Genomic DNA, 19,485 nt, shown 5'->3' on the forward strand with positions numbered 1-19,485 from the left:
GATGATGCCATCGCCATCCGGCGGAAAATAAGAAACGAGGTGCACGTGTATGAAAAAAGGTTCTACTTTGCTTCTGAAGCTCGCGGTCATCGTGATGGGCATCCCGGTGCTCCTGATTGCGGTACTGATCCTTCCGAAGATTGTCCTGGAAGCAATGGGGTATATCGGCGAAGGGATGCAGTTGCCTGGAATTGTCCTCGGCCTGCTGGCCATCATGTACATTTCGGCCATTCCGTTCTACATGGCCCTTTACCAGGCGCTGAAGCTTCTTGGCTATATCGACCGCAACGAGGCGTTCTCTGAACTCTCGGTCGCGTCGCTCAAGATAATCCGCAACTGCGCGGTCACGATCAGCGCTCTGTATGTGGCTGCGCTGCCGTTCATCTTCATGATCGCGGAATGGGATGACGCTCCGGGCCTTGTCCTGCTCGGGCTGGTCATCGTCGGCGCATCACTCGTGATTGCCGTCTTCGCAGCAGTGCTCCAGCGGCTGCTGAAACAGGCGATTGACATGAAACAAGAAAACGAACTGACGGTCTGAGAGGGGGAGCCAAATGCCAATCATCATCAATCTCGATGTCATGCTCGCCAAGCGCAAGATGAGCGTCACCGAACTCTCCGAAAAAGTCGGCATCACGATGGCCAACCTATCCATTCTGAAAAACGGAAAAGCCAAGGCCGTCCGCTTCTCGACACTCGAAGCCATCTGCAAAGCGCTCGATTGCCAGCCGGGGGATATCCTGGAGTACCGGGAAGAGGAATAGCCTGCAGCAGGGGCGAATGTGTATGTCACAATCAGATTAAAAACAGGAGCGTGTCCGCATGATCCCTTTCTTTGAATACAACTGGCAGGTTAGAGACGAATGGTTTGCCTGGTGCAGCCGGCTGCCTGAAGAAGAGCTGGTCGGCCCCAGGACCGGTGGGGTAGGCAGCATCTTAAAAACGTTGTTTCATATCATTGACGTCGAATACAGTTGGATCCGCGGAATTCAGGGCAAAGAAGATATCGTGTTCGGCTATGCCGACTACGATACGCTTGAGAAGGTACGGTCCCTTTCTGACCGGTGCAGAGGTGAGGTCACTGAATTTCTGAAGGGGTATGGAGAAGGGCGGAATGAGAAAGTAGTACGGGTCCCGTGGGATGAGGAGGAATACACAGTGGATGAAGTCATGCACCACCTCATTGCACATGAGATCCACCACATCGGCCAGCTCTCGGTCTGGGCGAGGGAACTGGATCTTGCTCCTGTTTCTGCACATTATGTAGGACGATTATTAAAGACGCACTTCTCCAATTAGAAGTGAATGTAGAAGGAAAGGGACCATCGATTGCCGATGGTCCCTTTTAGATGCGATTGAGGTCGAATGACGAAACCGGCGCCGCGAATGACGAAACTGCGCACACGAATGACGAAACTGCACACCCGAATGGCGAAACTGCACACCCGAATGGCGAAACCAATATTTAAGACGATTCTCCGGGCAATTGTTCCCGCCCGGACACCCGCGGAAACTCGATCACCTGCGCAGACGCAGGCCGCTCATACAGGCTCATCAGCTCAATCGGAGTCTTCCTGAGCCGGTAGCTCATCTTCACGCGGTCCCAGTCGGCTCCGAACTTGATTTCGTATTCATCCCGGAGCGCGCGCATCATGAACTCAAGGTACGTCATGTCATTCCGGTTCTCCCGTGAATACACCTTTTCGGGCGTGACCAGCGCGATGCCCCGCGCCATCATCAGCCCCATCATCGTGTCCCAGTCGAACTTGATGGCGAGGCCGAACGAGTGGACGTGCCGCGTGACGATGGCATCGAATTCACCCATGTCGGCCCAGCGCAACAGTTCCATCGCGGCTTCGTTGCGCTTGTAGCTGCTCGCTTCGTAAAACAGGTCATAGTCGCAGCGCCCCTCGACCATGCGCAAGAGAAGTTCCCCGTTGTCGTCGGCTGAGGCATGGAGCGGCGAGCGCCCCCAGTAGGTCGAGCGGATATAGACGGCAGCCTTCCGGATCGGCGGCAGTTGGATGGTCATGTCGGATCGCCTCCAATAGATTCTGAGATGAACCTAGTGTGGGAGATTCGGCGGGGGATTATACATGGCGGCATGGATGCCCCTAGTACAAGAATGCCATTTGGGGAATGCTTTTCCTTAAATAACGTCATACCGTTTATAATCATGATGAGAAGCAGTTAATATCAAAAAGGAAGTGTTAGTCATGAAAGCAGTCACTGTGAAAAAACCGGGCGGCCCGGAGCAATTGGAGTTTGTTGAAGTGGCGGCCCCTGAACCGAAAAAAGGGGAACTGCTTGTCAGAGTCAACGCAGCCGCGGTGAATCGCACAGATATCATTACCCGTGAAGGGAAAGTCGGGTATGCGGAAAATCCGATTTTAGGCGTGGAAATTGCCGGAACCGTCGTTGATGCAAATGGTGACCATTCTTTTTCTTCCGGAGATCGGGTGATGGGGCTGGTCAATGGCGGCGGTTACGCCGAGTTTGCGGTCATGCCGGCCGATCGGGCGATGAAAATCCCCGAGTCGTTATCGATTGAAGAAGCGGCAGCGATTCCTGAAGTGTTCCTGACGGCCTATCAAACGCTATTTTGGATAGGCAAACTTCAAAAACAGGAAACCGTGCTGATCCATGCAGGGGCAAGCGGCGTTGGAACCGCAGCCATTCAGTTGGCCAAAAAGCTTTGTGATGCCAAGGTGATTGTCACTGCCGGCTCTGAAAGAAAGCTTGATTTTTGCCGGGAACTCGGGGCCGATGTCCTGATCAATTACAAGGAACAGTCGTTTGACGAAGAAGTGCTTAAAGCAACAGACGGCAAAGGGGCCGATTTGATTTTAGATTTCATCGGTGCCGATTATTGGGAGAAAAATTTAGCAAGCATCAGGAAAGAAGGCCGATGGGTGCTGATCGGAATACTTGGCGGAAGCGAACTGGAGAAGGTGAACCTATTTAGTCTGATGTCGAAGTGTATCCAATTAACCGGGACATTACTGACCCCGAGAAGTGACGAATACAAAGCCCGCCTGACTCATGAATTTGCCGAAAACGTAACGCCTTACTTTGAACGGAAAGAGATCGTGCCCGTCATTGACACTAAATTCCCTTTGGAGAAGGTCAGAAACGCCCAGCAGCACATGGAAGAGAACCGCAATATCGGGAAGATCATCCTCGAGATAAAGGACCAGATTTGATAAAAGCAGATCACCAAGCCGCCGGCGACCCCGGCGGTTTTTTCTCGCATCACACTTAACAATTGTTTATCCCCCGTTAACAATGTCTCAACAGACCCCGCCTATACTAAGGCACGTAGGCATGCCGGATCACGGAAGAACGGTGGACCGGAAGCAAGCCTGCACAACATGATATACATAGGAAAGAGGGTCTGATCATGAAATGGAAATCGCTGGCCGGCATCATCGTCATCGCTTGTGCTGTCGTTTTGATGACGACAAGTTTCCTCAACCCTTCCGTCAAGGGGAAAACGAACGAAAACCAAAAGCTGAAGTTCAACACTGACGGCAACTATAAGATTGTCCAGTTCAACGATATCCAAGACGACGAGGAAATCGATCCCCGGACCATCGAATTGATGAACACGGTTTTGGATGAAGAAAAGCCGGATCTGGCCATCCTTAACGGGGACATGATGAACGGGGACCTCGACACGAAAGAAGAGGTCAAACAGGCCATCGAAAACATCGCGAAGCCGATGGAAGAGCGGGGCGTCCACTGGGCGGTGACCTTCGGCAACCATGATGAAGACCACACGCCGAAGACCGGCATGACCGAAGCGGATCTGCTGGATGTCTACATGTCGTACGAACACAACGTGAACAAGCCGGGCCCGAGCGGAGTCACGGGGACCGGCAACGCATCGATCGGGATCGAGAACTCCAAGAATACGGAGACGGCATTTAACGTCTGGCTGTTCGACAGCGGCCGCTATGCGCCGGACGAAATTGCAGGGCAGGATTTCGAAGGCTACCAGCAATATGAGTGGCTCGGCCAGGACCAGGTCCAGTGGTACGACGAGACGTCGAAAAAGCTGGAGCAGACAAACGGACACAAAGTCCCGTCCCTCGCCTTCATGCACATCCCGCTCCCGGAATTTGAATTCATGTGGTACGCCAGCCCATTCGAGCGGACGGAAGAAAGCCACCAGAAAGCCGTTGAAAAGCACAGCATCGTCGGCGAGAAAAACGAATGCGTCTGCACCGGGCCGGTTAACAGCGGCATGTTCGCCGCCATGCTTGAGCGCGGCGACGTACAGGGCGTCTTCTCAGGCCATGACCACATCAACACCTACGTCGGCAACTACTACGGCATCCAACTCGGTTACGCGGGCAACGCCGGTTTCGGCACATACGGCCTCGGTGGCGAAGAAAACGACCGCCTCCGCGGCGCCCGCATCTTCAACCTGGATGAAAATGCAGAAGGGATCCTGGTCGACACGAAGATGGTCTTCGCGAAGGACTATGGGATTCAATAAATTTTATGGGCACATGAAAACCGCCGGAACCCCGGCGGTTTTTCCCTTTGAACCTAAAGAGGAATGACGCAATAAATGAGCACATCCCGCCCCCTCGACTGGAAAACATTTATAATAGATGGTACAAAGCTGGAACAAGAGGAGGACCATCCAATGCCCATCCACAACAAACTCGTCCGCGACCGGATCCCGGAAATCATCGAACTCGCCGGCAAGGAAGCAAAAACACGCGTCCTGAACGACGATGAATACATGCAGGAACTCCGCAAGAAAATCGATGAAGAATACGAGGAATACCTCGCCGCCGAAAACGCCGTCGCCGCCGTCGAGGAACTCGCCGACATGCTCGAACTCATCTACGCAACCGCCGCCGCACACGGCGCCACACCCCATCAGCTGGACATGATCCGGGAGGAAAAGGCGAAGAAGCGGGGCGCGTTTGATGAGAAGATTTATTTGGTTGAGGTTGTTGACGGTTAATGATTAATGATCTAGTAATTCCCACTAGCCAAAAAGCGGGCGTCCACAACATGGATGCCCGCTTTTAATCAATTTCCGGCCGAATCCCCCAAGCATCCACAATACTGGAGTAAAAAAAGAGTGGATTACTAGAGTTGGGATGATAGGTAGAGTTCCGGAGCAGCGTCTCCCTGATCTCGTTCGTGGTATCCTTGCCGGGAACATACAGCCTCGGATAGTCGAGCATCAGGTGCTGCCTGATTTCCTCAACCGTGGCAAGGCCGCCGCGGTGCTTGAGGATTTCAATCAGGATGCGAAGGGGCAGTTCGTCCGGCCAGATGCTCCAGAGGCCGGAACCGATTCCTTTGGGTGCATAGAAGAGATCATAGCTGTCCCATCTGAACGTGCCTCTGAAGATTTCGCAGTCGCTCGAATGGCGGTAGATGATGTTGCGGATGATGGCCTCTTCGTCCTGGTAGTGCCGGATGGCCGGTTCGTTGTTGCGGACATATGTATAGATATCATCCAGGTGGCAGATCGGTCCTTGTGTTCTGATGGCTTCCTGGACGGCGGTCAGGATGGCTTGCTGGTTGGACATGACGGAGTACCTCCTTTCATATGAAGGGATTACTTGTCGATCGTCATATACCTATTGTATCTGAAATCTCCGAATGCTTCCTGGTTAGGAACGATAAAATCGGCTCCCGCACGACGGGCCGCTTTTCAGGTACGCATATTTACATCCAATTCCAAAGTTCATCGTCCCGGTCGCCTCACGAAAATGAAACTTCTCCGGGCTTTGGTCCGGAGCGGCCGGTTGGAGGCGGAAGGTGACCTGTCATCCATCCGGATGTATAAAATCAGGCTGGCCCCCAACCGATAAGAAAAAGCGGTTCATCACGCGGGAGCCGCTTTTGTGTTCGATCAAAACCTCATTGTACAGGCTATCATTAAAAATTCCTTGCCGAAGTTCTGGGTGTTGGAGGTGAAGGCGACGCTGGCGAGGAGTGTTTTGCCTATCACGGAATCTTAAGTGCCGGGCATTCCTCTGCTTCAACCTCCTCGTCACCGAATAGTTGATAATAGTGAGTCCGCTCCGGTTTTCCTTCCTCCTTCACAGATCCGTTGGCTCCAAATCGGATTTTCTCCTGTGGAAGTTCCTGCACTTTGTTCCCGGCCTGATCTACATAAAAGGCTCTTAACCGGGAGGCCCCCGAGTTTTCTTTGCTCACCCAGCCGAAGTCCATCGGCGAGGATGTATTGATGATCCCGTCATCAGGGACTTGGTACACGATTTCATTGTCTTCGATTTTCAGGGGCGGGGCGCCTACCACCTCATAGTTGATCAGGACGCATCCTTCGAAGCCCATCGGCAGCAGGAAGGTCTCGTCAACTCCCGGTTCGCTGTTAATGGCAGATAAATAGAGCAAGGCGGCTATAAATAGGACGGATACAATCATGCCTGCCCGCTTTGTGAGGCTTCCTTTTCGGTCGTTCCAAAGTCCGATGAACAAGACGTAGAGGAGGAGCGCCAATACCGCAAGCGCCACACCATAAAATTCGATTCTGAAGATGGTCTTCATGAGATAGCAGAAAAGCAGGGTCACGGCGAACCCCGACATCAACGTAAGTACGCCTTGTTTCCGGAACTTATGAAGAAGCTGGCGGACAACGAAAGCGATTCCTGCGCTGGCCAGCACTGAAAGCGCGATCTGGTACAGCGTGATTAAAGACAAGTGGGCTCCTCCTGTTCCAAGCTTCGTGATCCTGCTCTTTCCATTTGATAACGTTCAGGCACCGTGGCGGGTTCCCTGGTCTTGTTGGGCGATCCATAAAAACATTGAAAGCCCCCGGAATCCTTACAGATCCGGGGGCTTGATGTTTCAGTAGTGAACGATTCTTACTTGGTCGTGACAGCTTCCTTCGATGTGTGTTCCATCTTTTCCTCGGCCACTTCTTTCGTCGCTTTGGCGATGCCGATTCCCGTGTAGCCGAGGATGATCGCGAAGATGAACCCGGTATAGCAGAGGATGGCCCACGGCGCGTAGCTGAAGGTGGAGACGCCGAGGGTGCCGGCCATGAAGACGCCTGCGGACGACCAAGGGATCAGCGGCACGACGACGGTGCCGGAGTCTTCGAGGGTCCTGGAGAGGTTCTTGGCGGCGAGGCCTTTGACCTTGTAGGTGTCTTTGTAGATTTCCCCCGGGACGATGATGGACAGGTAGGAGTTGCCGGTGACGAGTGCCATCGTGATGCACGAAAGGACGGTTGACAGGATCAGGTCCCCTGTGCGTTTGACGATCTTCATGAGGGCGTCGATGATGACTTCGAGCGCGCCCATCTTCGTCAGGATGCCTGCGAAGATAAAGGCGGCGAAGGCGATCAGGACGACGCCGGTCATGGACTGCATGCCGCCCTGGTTGACGAGGCGGGTCACCTCGAAGATGACGCCGGCCGGGTCGAATCCGTCCCGTTCAACCATCTCCACGGTGAATCCGGAAACGGTCGAAGCGAAGATGTTCGACGCGCTGACGCCCTGGACCAGCCAGGCTAGGACCGCTGCCACGATCGACGACAGGATGATGACCGGGAGGGTCGGGTACTTCTTGATCGAGCCGAACAGGACGATGGCCGGCGGCAGCAGGAGAAGCCAGCTGAATGTGAACATCTCTTGGAGCTGCGCCAGCATGGTGATCATCGTCTCCGGTGTGCCGGCGTTGCCGGTGTCCAGATTGAATCCGGCGATCAGGTAGATGATCATCGCGATGACAGCGGCGGGGATGGTCGTCCAGAGCATGTGCTTGATGTGTTCGTACAGTTCGCTTCCCGCGGCGATCGGCGCGAGGTTGGTCGTGTCGGACAGTGGGGACAGCTTGTCCCCGAAGTAGGCGCCGGACACGATGGCGCCTGCGGTTGCGGCGAGGTTCGCGTCGAGACCGGTGGCGATGCCCATGAGCGCCACGCCGACTGTTCCGACGGAGCCCCAGGAGGTTCCGGTGACAATCGAGATCAGGGCGGAGACGATAAAGGCGATCACAATCAGGTAGGTCGGGTTGATGATTTCAATGCCGTAGTAGATGAGCATCGGGATGGTTCCGGCAATCATCCATGTCCCGATCAGGATGCCGATCGAAATGAGGATGAGGATCGATGGCATCGCCTGGCGGATCTTGTCCTGGATGCCTTCCATCATCTCATCCCATTTCAGGCCGACGCGGAGGGCCACGAGCCCGGCGTACAGGGATGCCAGGATCAGGAGCGGCTCAGGCGGGAACTTAAAGACGCCGTAGCCGATGGCGAGCAATAGCAGCATCACGACAATCGGGGAAAAAGCTTCAAACAGATTCGGTTTTCGAGCGGTCAACGGGTGCCTCCTTGTGGTGGATGTGTCATGGGGGTCAGTGTTTCTCGAACGTGCCGAACACGATGATTTCGCCGTCTTCCATCAGGCGCCGTCCTTTGGCGAAGACGTCGCGCAGGGCGAGCGTGTCCTTGTCGAGAATGAGCAGGTCGGCATCGGCACCTTCTGAAACGATGCCTTTGCGGTCCAGTTTAAGCGCGCGTGCAGTGTTGGAAGTGAAGAGCGGGAGAACTTCTCCGAGCGGGAGGCCGTGCTCGTTCACGCTTGAAACGAACTGCTCGTACAGCGTCCTCATGCTGGCGACGCCGAGACCGGTCATCACGCCGGCTTCGTTGAAGACGGGCAGGCTGCCATTGCCGTCGGACGAGACGGTCAGCTGGTTCATGTCGCCGCCGTTTTCCTTGTAGTAACGGATCCATTCGCCGGTCTTGCCGTCCGCGGTAATGTCGACGAACGAGCCGCGTGCGGCCAGGCGGATCGCATCATCTACGAGACCCCGGCTGCGTGTGATGTGGGTCGCATAAAGCGTGGTCGGCGGAATCTCGTAATGGTCAAGCAGTTCGTGCAGCTGGGAAAGATAGGCCTTTCCCGGGCCGGTGTGGAAGTGGACGACGCCGGCTTTTCCGCTGAGGAGTCCTCCGACCCGTGCCTGTCCCGCCAGTTTGGACAGTTCTTCGACGGTCGGCTGGCCGGAGCGGGAATCCGAGATGGCGATTTCGGCGATTCCGACCACTTTGTCGATGAGGATGATGTCGTCTTTCGCACTGCCGGTGATCGTCGGGGTGTCGACGTCATAGTTTCCGGTATATATGTAGGTGGTGACACCTTCCTCCTCGAGGCCACGGGCTTTCGCAAGAAGGGAGGTCATGTGCCGGGTCGTGCCGTCGGTGCCGAGCAGGCCGACCGCGGTCGTGATTCCGCCGCTGATCATATCGCTCAGCTGCAGTTCAGGCGTGCGTGTGGCGAAGCCGCCTTCGCCGCCTCCTCCGATAAAGTGGACATGGGGATCGATCAGCCCGGGAATGACGAGATTCCCTTCGGCATCGATGATCTTCACCTCGGCGCCGGAGTTCTTAAAGGCGGCTTCGTCGATTTCTCCGATTTTAAGGACTTCATTGCCCGCGAACAGGATGGAATGGCTTCCGAGGGGTTCTGGAGCATAAATTTCAGCATTTTTGATTAAAGTCAACATGTCGCATCAGCCTCCTTATTTGATTACTATATTCAAACTACTCTTTCGTGTCACTAAAATTAATAAAGTAATAATATTAAAAATAAAGAAGGGTTTTTGCGCCTTCATTTTCAAATGGGTGAATATGATTTCCGTGTAACTTGACTAACAAAAAACGTCTCAGATTTTCAGCTTCAGCTGAATCTGAGACAGTACATGATTATGTCCGATTCCAAAACCTCATCGTCCCGATCGCGTCCACAAACTCGTCGCCGAAGTTCGGGTTATCCGCCGCATACACGACGCCGGCGAGGTTGTTCTGCGGGGTGGCGATCACGTAGTTCTGGCCGGTGGTGGCGACGCCGATCGGCTTGAAGTGGGTGTAGGCGACGCGGACGAATTCGACGATGTCGCGGTCGAATTTCACCTGATTCCTCGCGCTTCCGCCGACGACGTAGACCGAGTCGACGAGGTACGGGCTGTAGGTGAGGAACGTTTCGTCGACCTTGAGCGTCGAGCCGTCAGAGCCTCTGACCGGGTTGAGGGTGTCGGAGATGATGGCGACGAAGACGCCGTTTTGCTTCAGGGTCTCGAGAGTGCGGCCGACTTCCTGGCTGTCGTAGCCGTCGCCGATCAGGACGCCGGCTTTCTGTGTGGCGGGGGATTTCGGTGTGGTGTACTGGCTCAGCGACGGGTAGCGGGCTTCCGCGTCCACCTGGGAATTGGCCGAGCGCCGGACGCCGATGTTGTCGGCGACGACGGCGGCCATGCCTTCGTCGACTTTGGCGAGGATGTCGACGTTCTGTTCGCGGACGGATTGGTTCCGGCATTTTCCGAGCTGGTAGCTGAGCCCTTCGATCGTGTGCTGTTTCTCGACCGGGGTGAGGGAGTTCCAGAAAATGCGAGGCTGGGAGAACCAGTCATTGAACGATTCGCTCCGGGCGCGGATTTTGTGGCCCTCGACCCGCGTCGGGTAGTATTCGTAGCCGCCTTCATCGACCGGGACAGTGTACGGGGTGTTATCGGCGAGCGAGTTCTGGTGGTAGTTCACCTGGTCCGTGTCGATCCGGTACCGCATGTGGCCGCGCCGGGTGTTGTTTGTGAACGGGCAGAGCGGACGGTTGATCGGGAGGTCCTGGAAGTTCGCGCTGCCGAGCCGGTGGTACTGGGCGCTCTGGTAGGCCATGAGGCGGCCCTGCAGCACCGGATCATTCGAGAAGTCGATGCCCGGGACGACGTTTGCCGGGTTGAAGGCGACCTGCTCGGATTCGGCGTGCTCGTTCGAGATGTTGCGGTTCAGGGTCATCTTGCCGATCAGCTTGACCGGGACGAGTTCCTCCGGCCAGAACTTCGCCGGGTCGAGCACATCGAAGTCGAATTTGAACTCGTCGTCCATCGGGATCAGTTGGACGCCTAGCTCATATTCCGGGTAATAGCCCTTGTCGATCGCTTCGCGGAGGTCGCGGCGGTGGAAGTCCGGGTCGATTCCGCCGATCTTGAGCGCTTCGTCCTGAAGCAGCGAGTGGACGCCGAGCACCGGCTTCCAGACAAACCGGACAAAGGTCGGGATTTCTTCCGCGTTCACGAACAGGTATGTGTTGATCGCCCAGGATTCCATCATCCGGTAGCTCCGGAGAATGCCGCGGTCGGACATGACCCAGAGCGTCATGTGGAGGGCTTCCTGGTTGTTCGCGACATAGTCCCAGAACATGTCGTGGGCTCCGGATGCGGTCGGGATGCCGTCGTCCGCCTTGGACTGGTAGGCATGGATCACGTCCGGGAACTTCATGGCGTCCTGGTTGATCAGGACCGGCATCGCAATCGTCGTCAGGTCATAGTTGCCTTCCTCGGTGTAGAATTTCACGCCCTTGCAGCGGAGGTCGCGTGCGGTGTCGTACGAGCCCCGCGGCCCCTGGACGGTGGAGAACCGGACGAACGTCGGCGTCTTTTTTCCGGGCTTCTGGAGAAACCCGGCTTTTGTGAACTCCGCCATCGACTCATAGCACTCAAACTCGCCGTACGCCCCGTAGCCCCGCGCGTGGACGACACGCTCCGGGATCTCTTCCCTGAGGAAGTGGGTCATCTTCTCGAAAAACAAGTGATCCTGCCGGAGCGCCGGGCCGCGGACGCCGGCCTTCAACTGCTCCGAGTCGCCGGCCTTCTTCAACGACGAGTTTGTCGTCAGCGGGTTGCCGGTGTTCCGGATGCGGTACTCGTCTAATTGCTGCTGCTTCGGGTTGTCGGGACCTTCGAAGGCTTCCAGGCCTTTGTAGTCGTCGCTGCCTTCGCCGCCCTGGCCTTCGTTTTCCGGCCCTGGTGGAAACGGATCCATGTCATCACCCGTCCTTTCTTTTCCATTCGCCTGTAAATGTATGCTTGCGGGTAGGGGAACATTCCCTTTGTGCGGATGAGGGGGGTAACCGAAGACGCGGATGGGCCGCGGAGCGAAAATAACGTCCGGACGGCCGGGTGGAACGGACATGCCCCCATAGCCCCGCTTGATTCCGGTATGCTGCCGGAATCATTTTTTATCCCGAGACTCACATTCTTCCTTGAGAAACATGGTTAACTCGAAGAATTTCAGTCCATCCTTCTTCTATGAATCCATCGCTGTTAGGGGGAGGTGCAGAAGATGAGTGATTTTCTGAAGCGGCTGTTCAATGGTCAGAGCGGGCAGCCGGAAGGTGGAGGGGAGCAGGACGCGATTCCGAAGGAACCCTTTTCCGAGGTGCTCGATGTCAATACGAAGCGGTTTGAAGACCTGTTCCAATATCCCCTCAACAGTGCCCTGAAACAGCGGGAACTGCAGATTCCGTCTGTGGACCGCAGGGCGATGGTGTTGTTCGTCGACGGGGCTTCCGATTCAGACAAAATCGCCAAACAGGTGATCCAGCCTCTGCTGGAACTGAAACCGAAACCGGGCGGGGAATCTGTGGATCACCTGGTGGATGAACTCAAAAACAATGTCTTGACCATCTCCGGCAGAGAAACCATCGGAGACCTCAACCAGGCCGTTGCCAAACTGATCAATGGAAGCGCCATCCTGTTGATTGACGGTGAGAAACAGGCCATCGCGGTTGAGACCGCCGGTTTTGAAAATCGCTCGGTTGCCGAGCCGAGCCGGGAAATCGTGATCAAAGGGCCGAAAAGCGCCTTTGTGGAATCGTCGGCCATCAATCAATCCCTCATCCGCAGGCAGGTGAAGGATCACCGGCTTGTATCCGAGACGATGACAGTCGGCAGCCAATCCCCCCAAGAGATCTCTGTCTTATACATGAGCCACATCGCGGATCCGCAATTGGTCGAAAATGTGAAGGAAAAGATTTCACAGGTGGACAGGGACGCCATCCTGACGCTTTCCCAGATGGAAGAGCTGTTGGAAGTACGGCCGTATTCGCTGTTTCCTTCCACGATGACGACCGAGCGGCCGGACCGGGCGGGTTCGTTCCTCTTGGAAGGGCATGTCGTGTTGCTGATGGATAACTCACCTGATGCGCTCATTGCCCCGATCACCTTTTGGTCGCTATACCATACGGCGGAGGACCAGTTCCTGAGATGGGCCTATGGCAACTTCGCGAGGATCATCCGATTGTGTGCGCTGTTTTTCTCCTTGCTGATGCCGGCGATCTATCTGGCTGTCGTCACTTTTCATCCTGAGATGATTCCGACAGACCTGATGCTGGCGATTGCGGCTTCCAGGGAGCGGGTCCCGTTTCCCACGCTGTTGGAGCTGCTCCTGCTGGAACTCACGTTTGAAATCCTGAGGGAAGCGGGCATCCGCGTGCCGACCCCGCTCGGCACGACCATCGGAATCGTCGGGGCGCTGATCCTCGGCCAGGCGGCTGTCCAGGCCAACCTGGTCAGCCCCCTGCTCGTCGTCGTCATCGCCATCACCGGCCTTTCATCGTTCGCCATCCCGGACGTCGGGCTCAGCGTGATGACGCGCATTCTCCGTTTTACTTTTGTATTGTCAGCCCATCTGATGGGGTTTGTCGGGATCGCTCTGACGTTTGCCGTCATGCTGGCTTACGCCACTTCGATCAAGTCGTTCGGTGTGCCGTTTTTCGCTCCTCTTGCCCCTCATATGCCGTCGTCCAGGGATCTGTTTTTGCGGCCGATTGTCAGGAAACAGTGGCTCCGCCCTCTATCCATGAAACCGCGGAATGCCGTAAGGGCGAAGCCTGAGGGAGGGGACCGCCCGTGATCCAAGTGTCCGACGGCAAAATCGGCACAAGGGAGTTTTTCTCCATCCTGTACGGGATGATGGCGATCCGTATCACCAACTCAACGCCAAATATGCTGCTTGAAGCGGGACTCACCGCAGCCTGGATGATGCCGCTGATCTCTGCGGTTGCCCTGTTCGTGCCACTGCTGATGATGCTCTCTCTTATGAAAAAGTCCGATGCAGACCTGCTCGAACTGGTATCGGAGCTGACCGGAAACTTTTTTGGGCGCTTGATCACCTTCCTCCTGTTCGCCGCCGTCTATTCCTCAGCGGTACTCAATAGCCGGAGCTACTCGGATATTGTCACGACGATGTATTATCCTGATACCGCCATGCTGATGGTAATGGTGGTCCTGATTTTAGGTGCGGCATTTTTTATTGCGCATAGAGGGCTGGAGGCGATTGGCCGGACAGCCTTGCTGGTGGTCCCGGTCTTTATGGTGACGTCGATGATCCTGCTTGCAGGGGTGGCCGGTCAGCTGAATTACCTCTACCTCTTCCCGATTGCCGGTACGGGGGTTGCGGAAGTGGTAAAAGGCGGCGTGGGATACAGCTCTTTTTTTGCAGACATCATCATTGTCGGGGTTCTGGCTTCCCGGGTGCGGACATTCAGGGCGTACCGGAAAGCGTCCATCTGGGGGTTGTGGGTGCCCGCATTCAAGATGGCGCTGTTTTTGGCGGTTTATGTCATGATGTTCGACTATCCTGCCGTGAGAAACATTGCGTACCCTTATCACCATCTGGCCAGGCTGGCCATGATCGGATCCCTTGCAAACCATGTGGAAGCCGTTTTCCTGGCGCTCTGGTTTATCGGCGCCGCCCTTCACTTTGCGATTTACCTGTACATTTCCGCTTATTTGCTCGGCAAAACGATAAATTATCCATCCTATAAACGCCTTCTCTTCCCTTTGGCGGGGTTAACCGTCATTTTGGGGATGAGCCCGGAAAACCATTTGCAGGGGGACCATCTCCGGAAGTTGCTCTTGCAGGCGAGTTCGGCATTGTTCCTCCTGCTGCCTGTGTTGCTATGGGGATTGGACCGATTCAGAAAGAAGGGGAAACGATGAGAAGGAACGGTTGGGCGCTTGTGGGGGTTTTGGCGATCCTGGCCTTGGCGGGATGCGGTGAGCGGCAGGAATTGGAGACGCAGGCTTTTGTCTCTGTCATCGGTCTGGATCAAGGGGAACAAGACCATCAGGTGAATGTCACCTTCCAGATTTCCAATCCCCAGGTCAACACGACCCAGTCGGCTGAAGCTCAGAAGGAACCGCCTTCAGACATTGTCACGATTACCGCGGTTGATTTGCTGTCAGCGAAGGAACTGGCACAGTCCTCTCTTTCCAGGGAGATCACGTTCTCGCATCTCCAGACGATCATCGTCGGGGAAAACCTCGCAAAAGGCGACCTGTTCAGCCACGTCATCGGCTCTGCGATCGTCGATCCCGAGATGAGGCGTGAAGCGGTCCTGATTGTATCGAAAGAGCCTGCGGAAGCGTTTATCCATGCAAATACGCCGACCATGGAAACGCGTCCGCACAAGTACTATGAGTTCATGGAAGACAACTGGAGAAAGACGGGCTTCTCTCCGGTCTCCAATCTGAACACCTTTTTCCAGCGGACGGAGGGAGAGCTGTTCTTGGCGGCTTACGCAACCACCGAAAGAGATTCCGTCGGCACCAAGCATGACGATGAATATTTGGCAGGCGAGGTGCCGCAAGCTTCTGGGGACCCCGTTCAGATGATCGGCTCGGCCATTATGCAGAAAGGCAAAATGGTCGGAACGTTAAACGGGGAAGAAACGAGGATCTCCCAGTTGCTCAGGAAAAAGAACCTGATTGAGACCATGACGACCACATTTCCCGACCCCTTAAACGAAAACTATCGGATCTCCCTCATCATGAACCAAAGTGCACACACCGAGATCAAGGTGAATACAGACCGGACCCCGGTCAAAATCAGGGTGAACGTGCCCGTCCAAGTAAAGGTCAACTCCAACATTGCGCTCGAAGACTTCACCACCAGCCAAAAAAGGCGGGACGCTTTGAAAAATACGGTCAAAGAAAACATGGAACAGGCGTCGGATTCGCTGATCAAAAAACTGCAGGAAGAATACACAGGAGAGCCGTTCGTCTGGTACGCAACGGCCCGGAAAAACTTCTGGACCGTGGAGGAGTTTGAAGAATTCGATTGGGGAGAGAAGTTCAAGAAAGCCGATGTCGATATCGACTACGAAGTCTCGATCGTCAGCTTCGGCGAACAGCTCCGCCCGCCGGCCTTTAAAAAGCTTAAGGAAGGAAAATGAAAAACAGAACCGCCGGAAGGGTTGAAGGCCCTCCGGCGGTTCGTTCGCATGGCGGATCGGGATACGGACATACTGTGTTCGGGCGGATTATTGGCCGCCGTTTTTCATTTGCTGCTGGGCTTGGGCGACAAGGCGCTTCGTGATTTCTCCGCCGACGGATCCGTTGGCACGCGCTGTCGTGTTTTCACCCAGTTGTACGCCGAATTCACGTGCAATCTCTTCCTTCATCTGATCGAGTGCCTGGCGTACGCCCGGTACAACGAGTTTGTTGGAATTGTTGTTGTTTGGCATGTTCGTCTCGCCTCCTTTGTGCAGTTAGAATAACCGCTGGAGACGGAACGATTCGATGAGATATTTTCCAGTTCACCTGTGATACAGTAAGCGGAGGGGAATATTAGGAGGAGAATCATGAAGGCACTGAGAATAGCGGGGCTGATTGTCGCCATCACGTTAATCGGGTATCTGATCTTTGCGATGATCCGGATGAACCTTCCGTCTGATCAGGCATTTGATGCGTCAGAATATGAGGACGCGAACGTGGAAGAGGAACAAGACCCGGAAGAGATGTTGAAGACGGGTCTCAAAAGCGGAGAGAAGGCCCCTGATTTTCAATTGCAGAACCTGGACGGAGAAACCGTGAGTTTATCGGATTTCCGCGGAAAGAAAGTCGTCCTGAATTTCTGGGCGACCTGGTGCCCGCCCTGCAGGGAAGAAATGCCCGAGATGCAATCGTACTATGCAGAGCACACGAACGGCCGGTTTGAAATCATCGCCGTCAATGCGACATCGACCGAACAGAGCGGCGGAAAAGCCGTTCAGCCGTTTGTCGAGGAACTCGGTCTGACCTTTCCTGTCTTGATGGATACGGAAGGAACCGTCTCGGACCAATTCGAAGTCATGTTTTATCCGACAACCTACCTGTTGGATGAATCCGGTGTGATCATCGAGCGGATTGTGGTTCCTCTGAATGAGCCATTGCTGGCCGAAAAATTACAATAAACAAGCAGCAGGCAATGGTGGATGCCTGCTGCTTGTTCATTTCAGCATATAAAGGGTTTCTCCGAGAATGTTTTCCGTCTCAAACGAGCCGTCCGGAAACGCGCGGGCGACGAAGCTTGCCACTTCTTCCCGGGAAATGCCGTAGAGCACTTCAATCTCTTTGGAGAACAGCCGCTTTTCTTTCCCCAGGACGGACTGGAGGTTTGGCGGGTCCGCTGCAACCGGTTTGCCTTCGGTGAGGACCTGTTTCAGGGCTTCTTCGTACGCTTCGAGCGGGCGGGCGCCGGCGATCTTCACGCTCTGCTGGTTGCTGTTGGCGAGGACGATCGTCGGGAGGCGGCGGGCGCCGAGTCTTGCGGCCGTCCGGAAGTCTTCTTCGAGCAGCTGCTGCGCTTCCGGTGTTCCGGCTTCCTTCACGATGGCGTCTCCATCAAGTCCGAGCCCGTCGGTGATTTCCTTCAGGACGGCGGTGCCGGAAATGTTGCGGTTAAAGGCGAACAGCTCCTCCCGTGCGCGGCGGAGAAAGGCAGGGGCGAGGGACGGGTCGTGCTTCTGGACGACTTTGAACACGCGGGACGGGATGAATGACGACGTGACGGGGTCCGTGTGCCAGAGCGAGCCGTCGATCGGCATCCGGCTCTGTTCGCCGACTTCCCGCCAGTGGGGCGCGACGTCTTCCGGACCGGAAATGCCGTTGGCGCGGTCGGCGAACCCGTCCCAATTCTCGAGCAGGCCGCCCATGACGATGTGGACGTTCAGATGCTCGCGGTAGCGCTCCGTGAACGCGCGGAACTGCGGCTCGATTGCCCAGCAGTGCGAGCAGATCGGATCGGTCACATAGTACAGGTCGGCTTTTTCCTGCGGTTTGCTGAAGTCGAGCATCTGGAAACCGGTCGCGTTCGCCTCTCCCGGAACGCCGCAAATGCCGGTCTCCATGTCGCAGATCAGGTTGTCTTTGTTCATGACTGTTCCTCCTCGGACGGGGTGGGGGTCCCGCGTTATGAATAACCTTAGTATACCTGGTCCTATCCTCGCGTGTGGTTGCGAAAGATCAACAACGGGGCGCGAATGATCAATATCAGGCCGTGAATGATTAGTAACGCACCGCGAAAGATCATCAAGACGGGCATGCCGGGGGCGGAGCGGGCGAGTTTACACATTCAATATGAAAAGAAGCTTGCGGCCCGGATGGGTCGCGTGCTTCTTTTATGACTGGACGGGCACGGTGCGGAATGCGCGCATCTGGCCGAGGATCAGCGCGCCGACAGTCTGGACGGCGGATTTCGCGATCACTTGGCTGAGGATGGCGACCGGGACGGCTTCCCATGGGATGAATCCGGCGCCGATCGGGCTCATGCCGACGATGACGAAGACAGCCGAGTCGAGGATGCCGCCGACGATCCCGCTGTAAAAGACGCGCCATGCGAACGGCACATTCAGGCGGGTGTAGATTTCCGTATCCGCTGATTCGGCGACGATGAATGCCAGTGCCGAAGCCCCGACAATCGCAAGCGTGTCTCCGAGGATAAAGGAGACGGCCGCGGACAGGACGAGCGCGATCCCGATGAACATGTACGTCTTCTTGCGGCCGTACCGGTTTTGGACAAGGTCGCGGAAGATGAACGTCGCCCCTGCAAACAGGGTGCCGACCGGAATGATGAAGATCCCGAATTCAAGCGGCATGAGTGCTGCCGTCGCGACGTTGGCGATTACAATGGAGATGAGGTAAAGGAAGATCCTCATGGCTGCAAGACCTCCTCAGCCGGTCTGCCGGCGGGGCGGGCGTTTCCGCTTTGCTTCCCAACATAGGTTTCAAGGCCTTTCCTGCGCAGGCGGCACGCCGGGCATTCACCGCAGCCGTCGGCCTTGATGCCGTTGTAGCAGGTGAGTGTCTTTGTGCGGATGTAGTTCAGCTTACCCAACCGGTCGGACAGTTCCCACACCTGGGATTTGTCGAGCCACATGAGCGGCGTGTGGATGACGAACGGCCCGTCCATCGCGAGGTTGAGCGTGACGTTCAGCGATTTCACGAAGGCGTCGCGGCAGTCGGGATAGCCGCTGAAGTCCGTCTCGGAAACGCCCGTGACGATATGCTTCGCGCCGATCTGGTTGGCGAGGATCCCTGCGAATGAGAAGAAAAGCAGGTTCCGCCCCGGTACGAATGTGGACGGCAGCCCGCCGTCCTCGCCGTCCGCGACTTCGATTCCCTTGTCCGTCAGCGCACTTGGTGCGAGCTGGCCGATCAGCGACAGGTCGAGGACATGGTGTTTCACGCCGAGCTCCGCGGCGATATCTGTTGCGCATTCCACTTCAAGGGCGTGGCGCTGGCCGTAGTCGAACGTCACCGTCTCCACTTCGGCAAAGTTTTTCAGTGCCCAAAACAGGCATGTCGTGCTGTCCTGGCCGCCGCTGAACACGACGACCGCTTTTTCTTGTTTCATCGGGTAAGCTCCTTTGATTGAAAACA

The 19,485-nt window shown here is 55.7% G+C and carries 20 protein-coding genes; 10 read left to right on the plus strand and 10 right to left on the minus strand.

Going from position 1 to position 19,485, the window contains the following annotated elements; translation table 11 throughout:
* Window positions 1–49 precede the first annotated feature (49 nt).
* Genes BLT01_RS01520 through BLT01_RS01530 form a run of 3 tightly spaced genes read left to right on the plus strand, consistent with a single transcriptional unit; the run spans window position 50 to window position 1,299 of the window.
* Window positions 50–541 (plus strand): DUF2975 domain-containing protein, encoded by a 492-nt coding sequence (locus BLT01_RS01520; RefSeq protein WP_092093668.1) that lies wholly within the window; start codon window positions 50–52, stop codon window positions 539–541.
* Window positions 542–554: 13 nt separating this feature from the next.
* Window positions 555–764, plus strand: coding sequence for a helix-turn-helix domain-containing protein (locus BLT01_RS01525; protein ID WP_092093672.1), 210 nt, complete (start codon window positions 555–557; stop codon window positions 762–764).
* Window positions 765–822: 58 nt separating this feature from the next.
* Window positions 823–1,299 carry a DinB family protein gene (locus BLT01_RS01530; RefSeq protein WP_092093675.1) on the plus strand — a complete coding sequence of 159 codons (477 nt, stop codon included), beginning with the start codon at window positions 823–825 and terminating at the stop codon, window positions 1,297–1,299.
* A 166-nt stretch (window positions 1,300–1,465) separates the two neighbouring features.
* On the opposite strand, the gene BLT01_RS01535 is transcribed toward BLT01_RS01530, so the two are convergent.
* Window positions 1,466–2,032: a hypothetical protein gene (locus tag BLT01_RS01535; RefSeq protein WP_092093678.1), complete on the minus strand. Its 567-nt coding sequence runs from the start codon at window positions 2,030–2,032 to the stop codon at window positions 1,466–1,468.
* A gap of 184 nt (window positions 2,033–2,216) precedes the next feature.
* On the opposite strand from BLT01_RS01535, the gene BLT01_RS01540 reads away from it, so the two are divergent.
* The 3 genes from BLT01_RS01540 (at window position 2,217) to BLT01_RS01550 (ending at window position 4,981) form a co-directional block, all read left to right on the plus strand.
* Entirely contained in the window at window positions 2,217–3,203 is a 987-nt protein-coding gene (locus tag BLT01_RS01540) for an NAD(P)H-quinone oxidoreductase (RefSeq protein ID WP_092093683.1), read from the plus strand.
* Between the two features lie 197 nt (window positions 3,204–3,400).
* On the plus strand, window positions 3,401–4,501 hold the full coding sequence (locus tag BLT01_RS01545; RefSeq protein ID WP_092093687.1) for a metallophosphoesterase family protein: 1,101 nt from the start codon (window positions 3,401–3,403) through the stop codon (window positions 4,499–4,501).
* A 153-nt stretch (window positions 4,502–4,654) separates the two neighbouring features.
* On the plus strand, window positions 4,655–4,981 hold the full coding sequence (locus BLT01_RS01550) for a nucleoside triphosphate pyrophosphohydrolase (protein ID WP_092093691.1): 327 nt from the start codon (window positions 4,655–4,657) through the stop codon (window positions 4,979–4,981).
* Window positions 4,982–5,045: 64 nt separating this feature from the next.
* Here the strand turns inward: BLT01_RS01550 and BLT01_RS01555 are convergent, their stop codons facing one another.
* From BLT01_RS01555 to BLT01_RS01575, 5 genes are all read right to left on the minus strand, one after another.
* Complete coding sequence (locus BLT01_RS01555) at window positions 5,046–5,558, minus strand: hypothetical protein (RefSeq protein WP_092093697.1); 513 nt, start codon at window positions 5,556–5,558, stop codon at window positions 5,046–5,048.
* Window positions 5,559–5,979: 421 nt separating this feature from the next.
* Window positions 5,980–6,696, minus strand: a complete 717-nt coding sequence (locus tag BLT01_RS01560; RefSeq protein ID WP_092093702.1) for a DUF6843 domain-containing protein — start codon at window positions 6,694–6,696, stop codon at window positions 5,980–5,982.
* Window positions 6,697–6,860: 164 nt separating this feature from the next.
* On the minus strand, window positions 6,861–8,324 hold the full coding sequence (gene nhaC / locus BLT01_RS01565) for a Na+/H+ antiporter NhaC (RefSeq protein ID WP_245696832.1): 1,464 nt from the start codon (window positions 8,322–8,324) through the stop codon (window positions 6,861–6,863).
* Between the two features lie 34 nt (window positions 8,325–8,358).
* Window positions 8,359–9,513 (minus strand): beta-aspartyl-peptidase, encoded by a 1,155-nt coding sequence (iadA, locus tag BLT01_RS01570; RefSeq protein WP_092093706.1) that lies wholly within the window; start codon window positions 9,511–9,513, stop codon window positions 8,359–8,361.
* Window positions 9,514–9,712: 199 nt separating this feature from the next.
* Complete coding sequence (locus tag BLT01_RS01575; protein WP_092093711.1) at window positions 9,713–11,824, minus strand: catalase; 2,112 nt, start codon at window positions 11,822–11,824, stop codon at window positions 9,713–9,715.
* A gap of 300 nt (window positions 11,825–12,124) precedes the next feature.
* Between BLT01_RS01575 and BLT01_RS01580 the strand changes: the two genes are divergently transcribed.
* Genes BLT01_RS01580 through BLT01_RS01590 form a run of 3 tightly spaced genes read left to right on the plus strand, consistent with a single transcriptional unit; the run spans window position 12,125 to window position 16,019 of the window.
* Window positions 12,125–13,696 carry a spore germination protein gene (locus BLT01_RS01580; protein ID WP_092093717.1) on the plus strand — a complete coding sequence of 524 codons (1,572 nt, stop codon included), beginning with the start codon at window positions 12,125–12,127 and terminating at the stop codon, window positions 13,694–13,696.
* A complete protein-coding gene (locus tag BLT01_RS01585) occupies window positions 13,693–14,784 on the plus strand; it encodes a GerAB/ArcD/ProY family transporter (protein ID WP_092093722.1) in 1,092 nt (363 codons plus the stop codon). The genes BLT01_RS01580 and BLT01_RS01585 overlap by 4 nt, the downstream gene beginning before the upstream one ends.
* Entirely contained in the window at window positions 14,781–16,019 is a 1,239-nt protein-coding gene (locus BLT01_RS01590; RefSeq protein WP_092093726.1) for a Ger(x)C family spore germination protein, read from the plus strand. The genes BLT01_RS01585 and BLT01_RS01590 overlap by 4 nt, the downstream gene beginning before the upstream one ends.
* 87 nt (window positions 16,020–16,106) lie before the next feature.
* Here the strand turns inward: BLT01_RS01590 and BLT01_RS01595 are convergent, their stop codons facing one another.
* Window positions 16,107–16,310 carry an alpha/beta-type small acid-soluble spore protein gene (locus BLT01_RS01595; RefSeq protein WP_063182138.1) on the minus strand — a complete coding sequence of 68 codons (204 nt, stop codon included), beginning with the start codon at window positions 16,308–16,310 and terminating at the stop codon, window positions 16,107–16,109.
* 117 nt (window positions 16,311–16,427) lie between these two features.
* On the opposite strand from BLT01_RS01595, the gene BLT01_RS01600 reads away from it, so the two are divergent.
* On the plus strand, window positions 16,428–17,018 hold the full coding sequence (locus BLT01_RS01600; protein WP_092093730.1) for a TlpA disulfide reductase family protein: 591 nt from the start codon (window positions 16,428–16,430) through the stop codon (window positions 17,016–17,018).
* Between the two features lie 36 nt (window positions 17,019–17,054).
* Here the strand turns inward: BLT01_RS01600 and BLT01_RS01605 are convergent, their stop codons facing one another.
* The 3 genes from BLT01_RS01605 to queC all read right to left on the minus strand — a co-directional run bounded on the left by BLT01_RS01605 (window position 17,055) and on the right by queC (window position 19,459).
* Entirely contained in the window at window positions 17,055–17,981 is a 927-nt protein-coding gene (locus BLT01_RS01605) for a DsbA family protein (RefSeq protein WP_092093735.1), read from the minus strand.
* 243 nt (window positions 17,982–18,224) lie between these two features.
* Window positions 18,225–18,761, minus strand: a complete 537-nt coding sequence (locus BLT01_RS01610) for a VUT family protein (RefSeq protein ID WP_092093738.1) — start codon at window positions 18,759–18,761, stop codon at window positions 18,225–18,227.
* Entirely contained in the window at window positions 18,758–19,459 is a 702-nt protein-coding gene (gene queC / locus BLT01_RS01615; protein WP_092093742.1) for a 7-cyano-7-deazaguanine synthase QueC, read from the minus strand. Before queC ends, BLT01_RS01610 begins: the two co-directional genes overlap by 4 nt.
* Window positions 19,460–19,485: the final 26 nt, after the last annotated feature.

The organism is Bhargavaea beijingensis, assembly GCF_900101985.1.
Taxonomy (GTDB): domain Bacteria; phylum Bacillota; class Bacilli; order Bacillales_A; family Planococcaceae; genus Bhargavaea; species Bhargavaea beijingensis.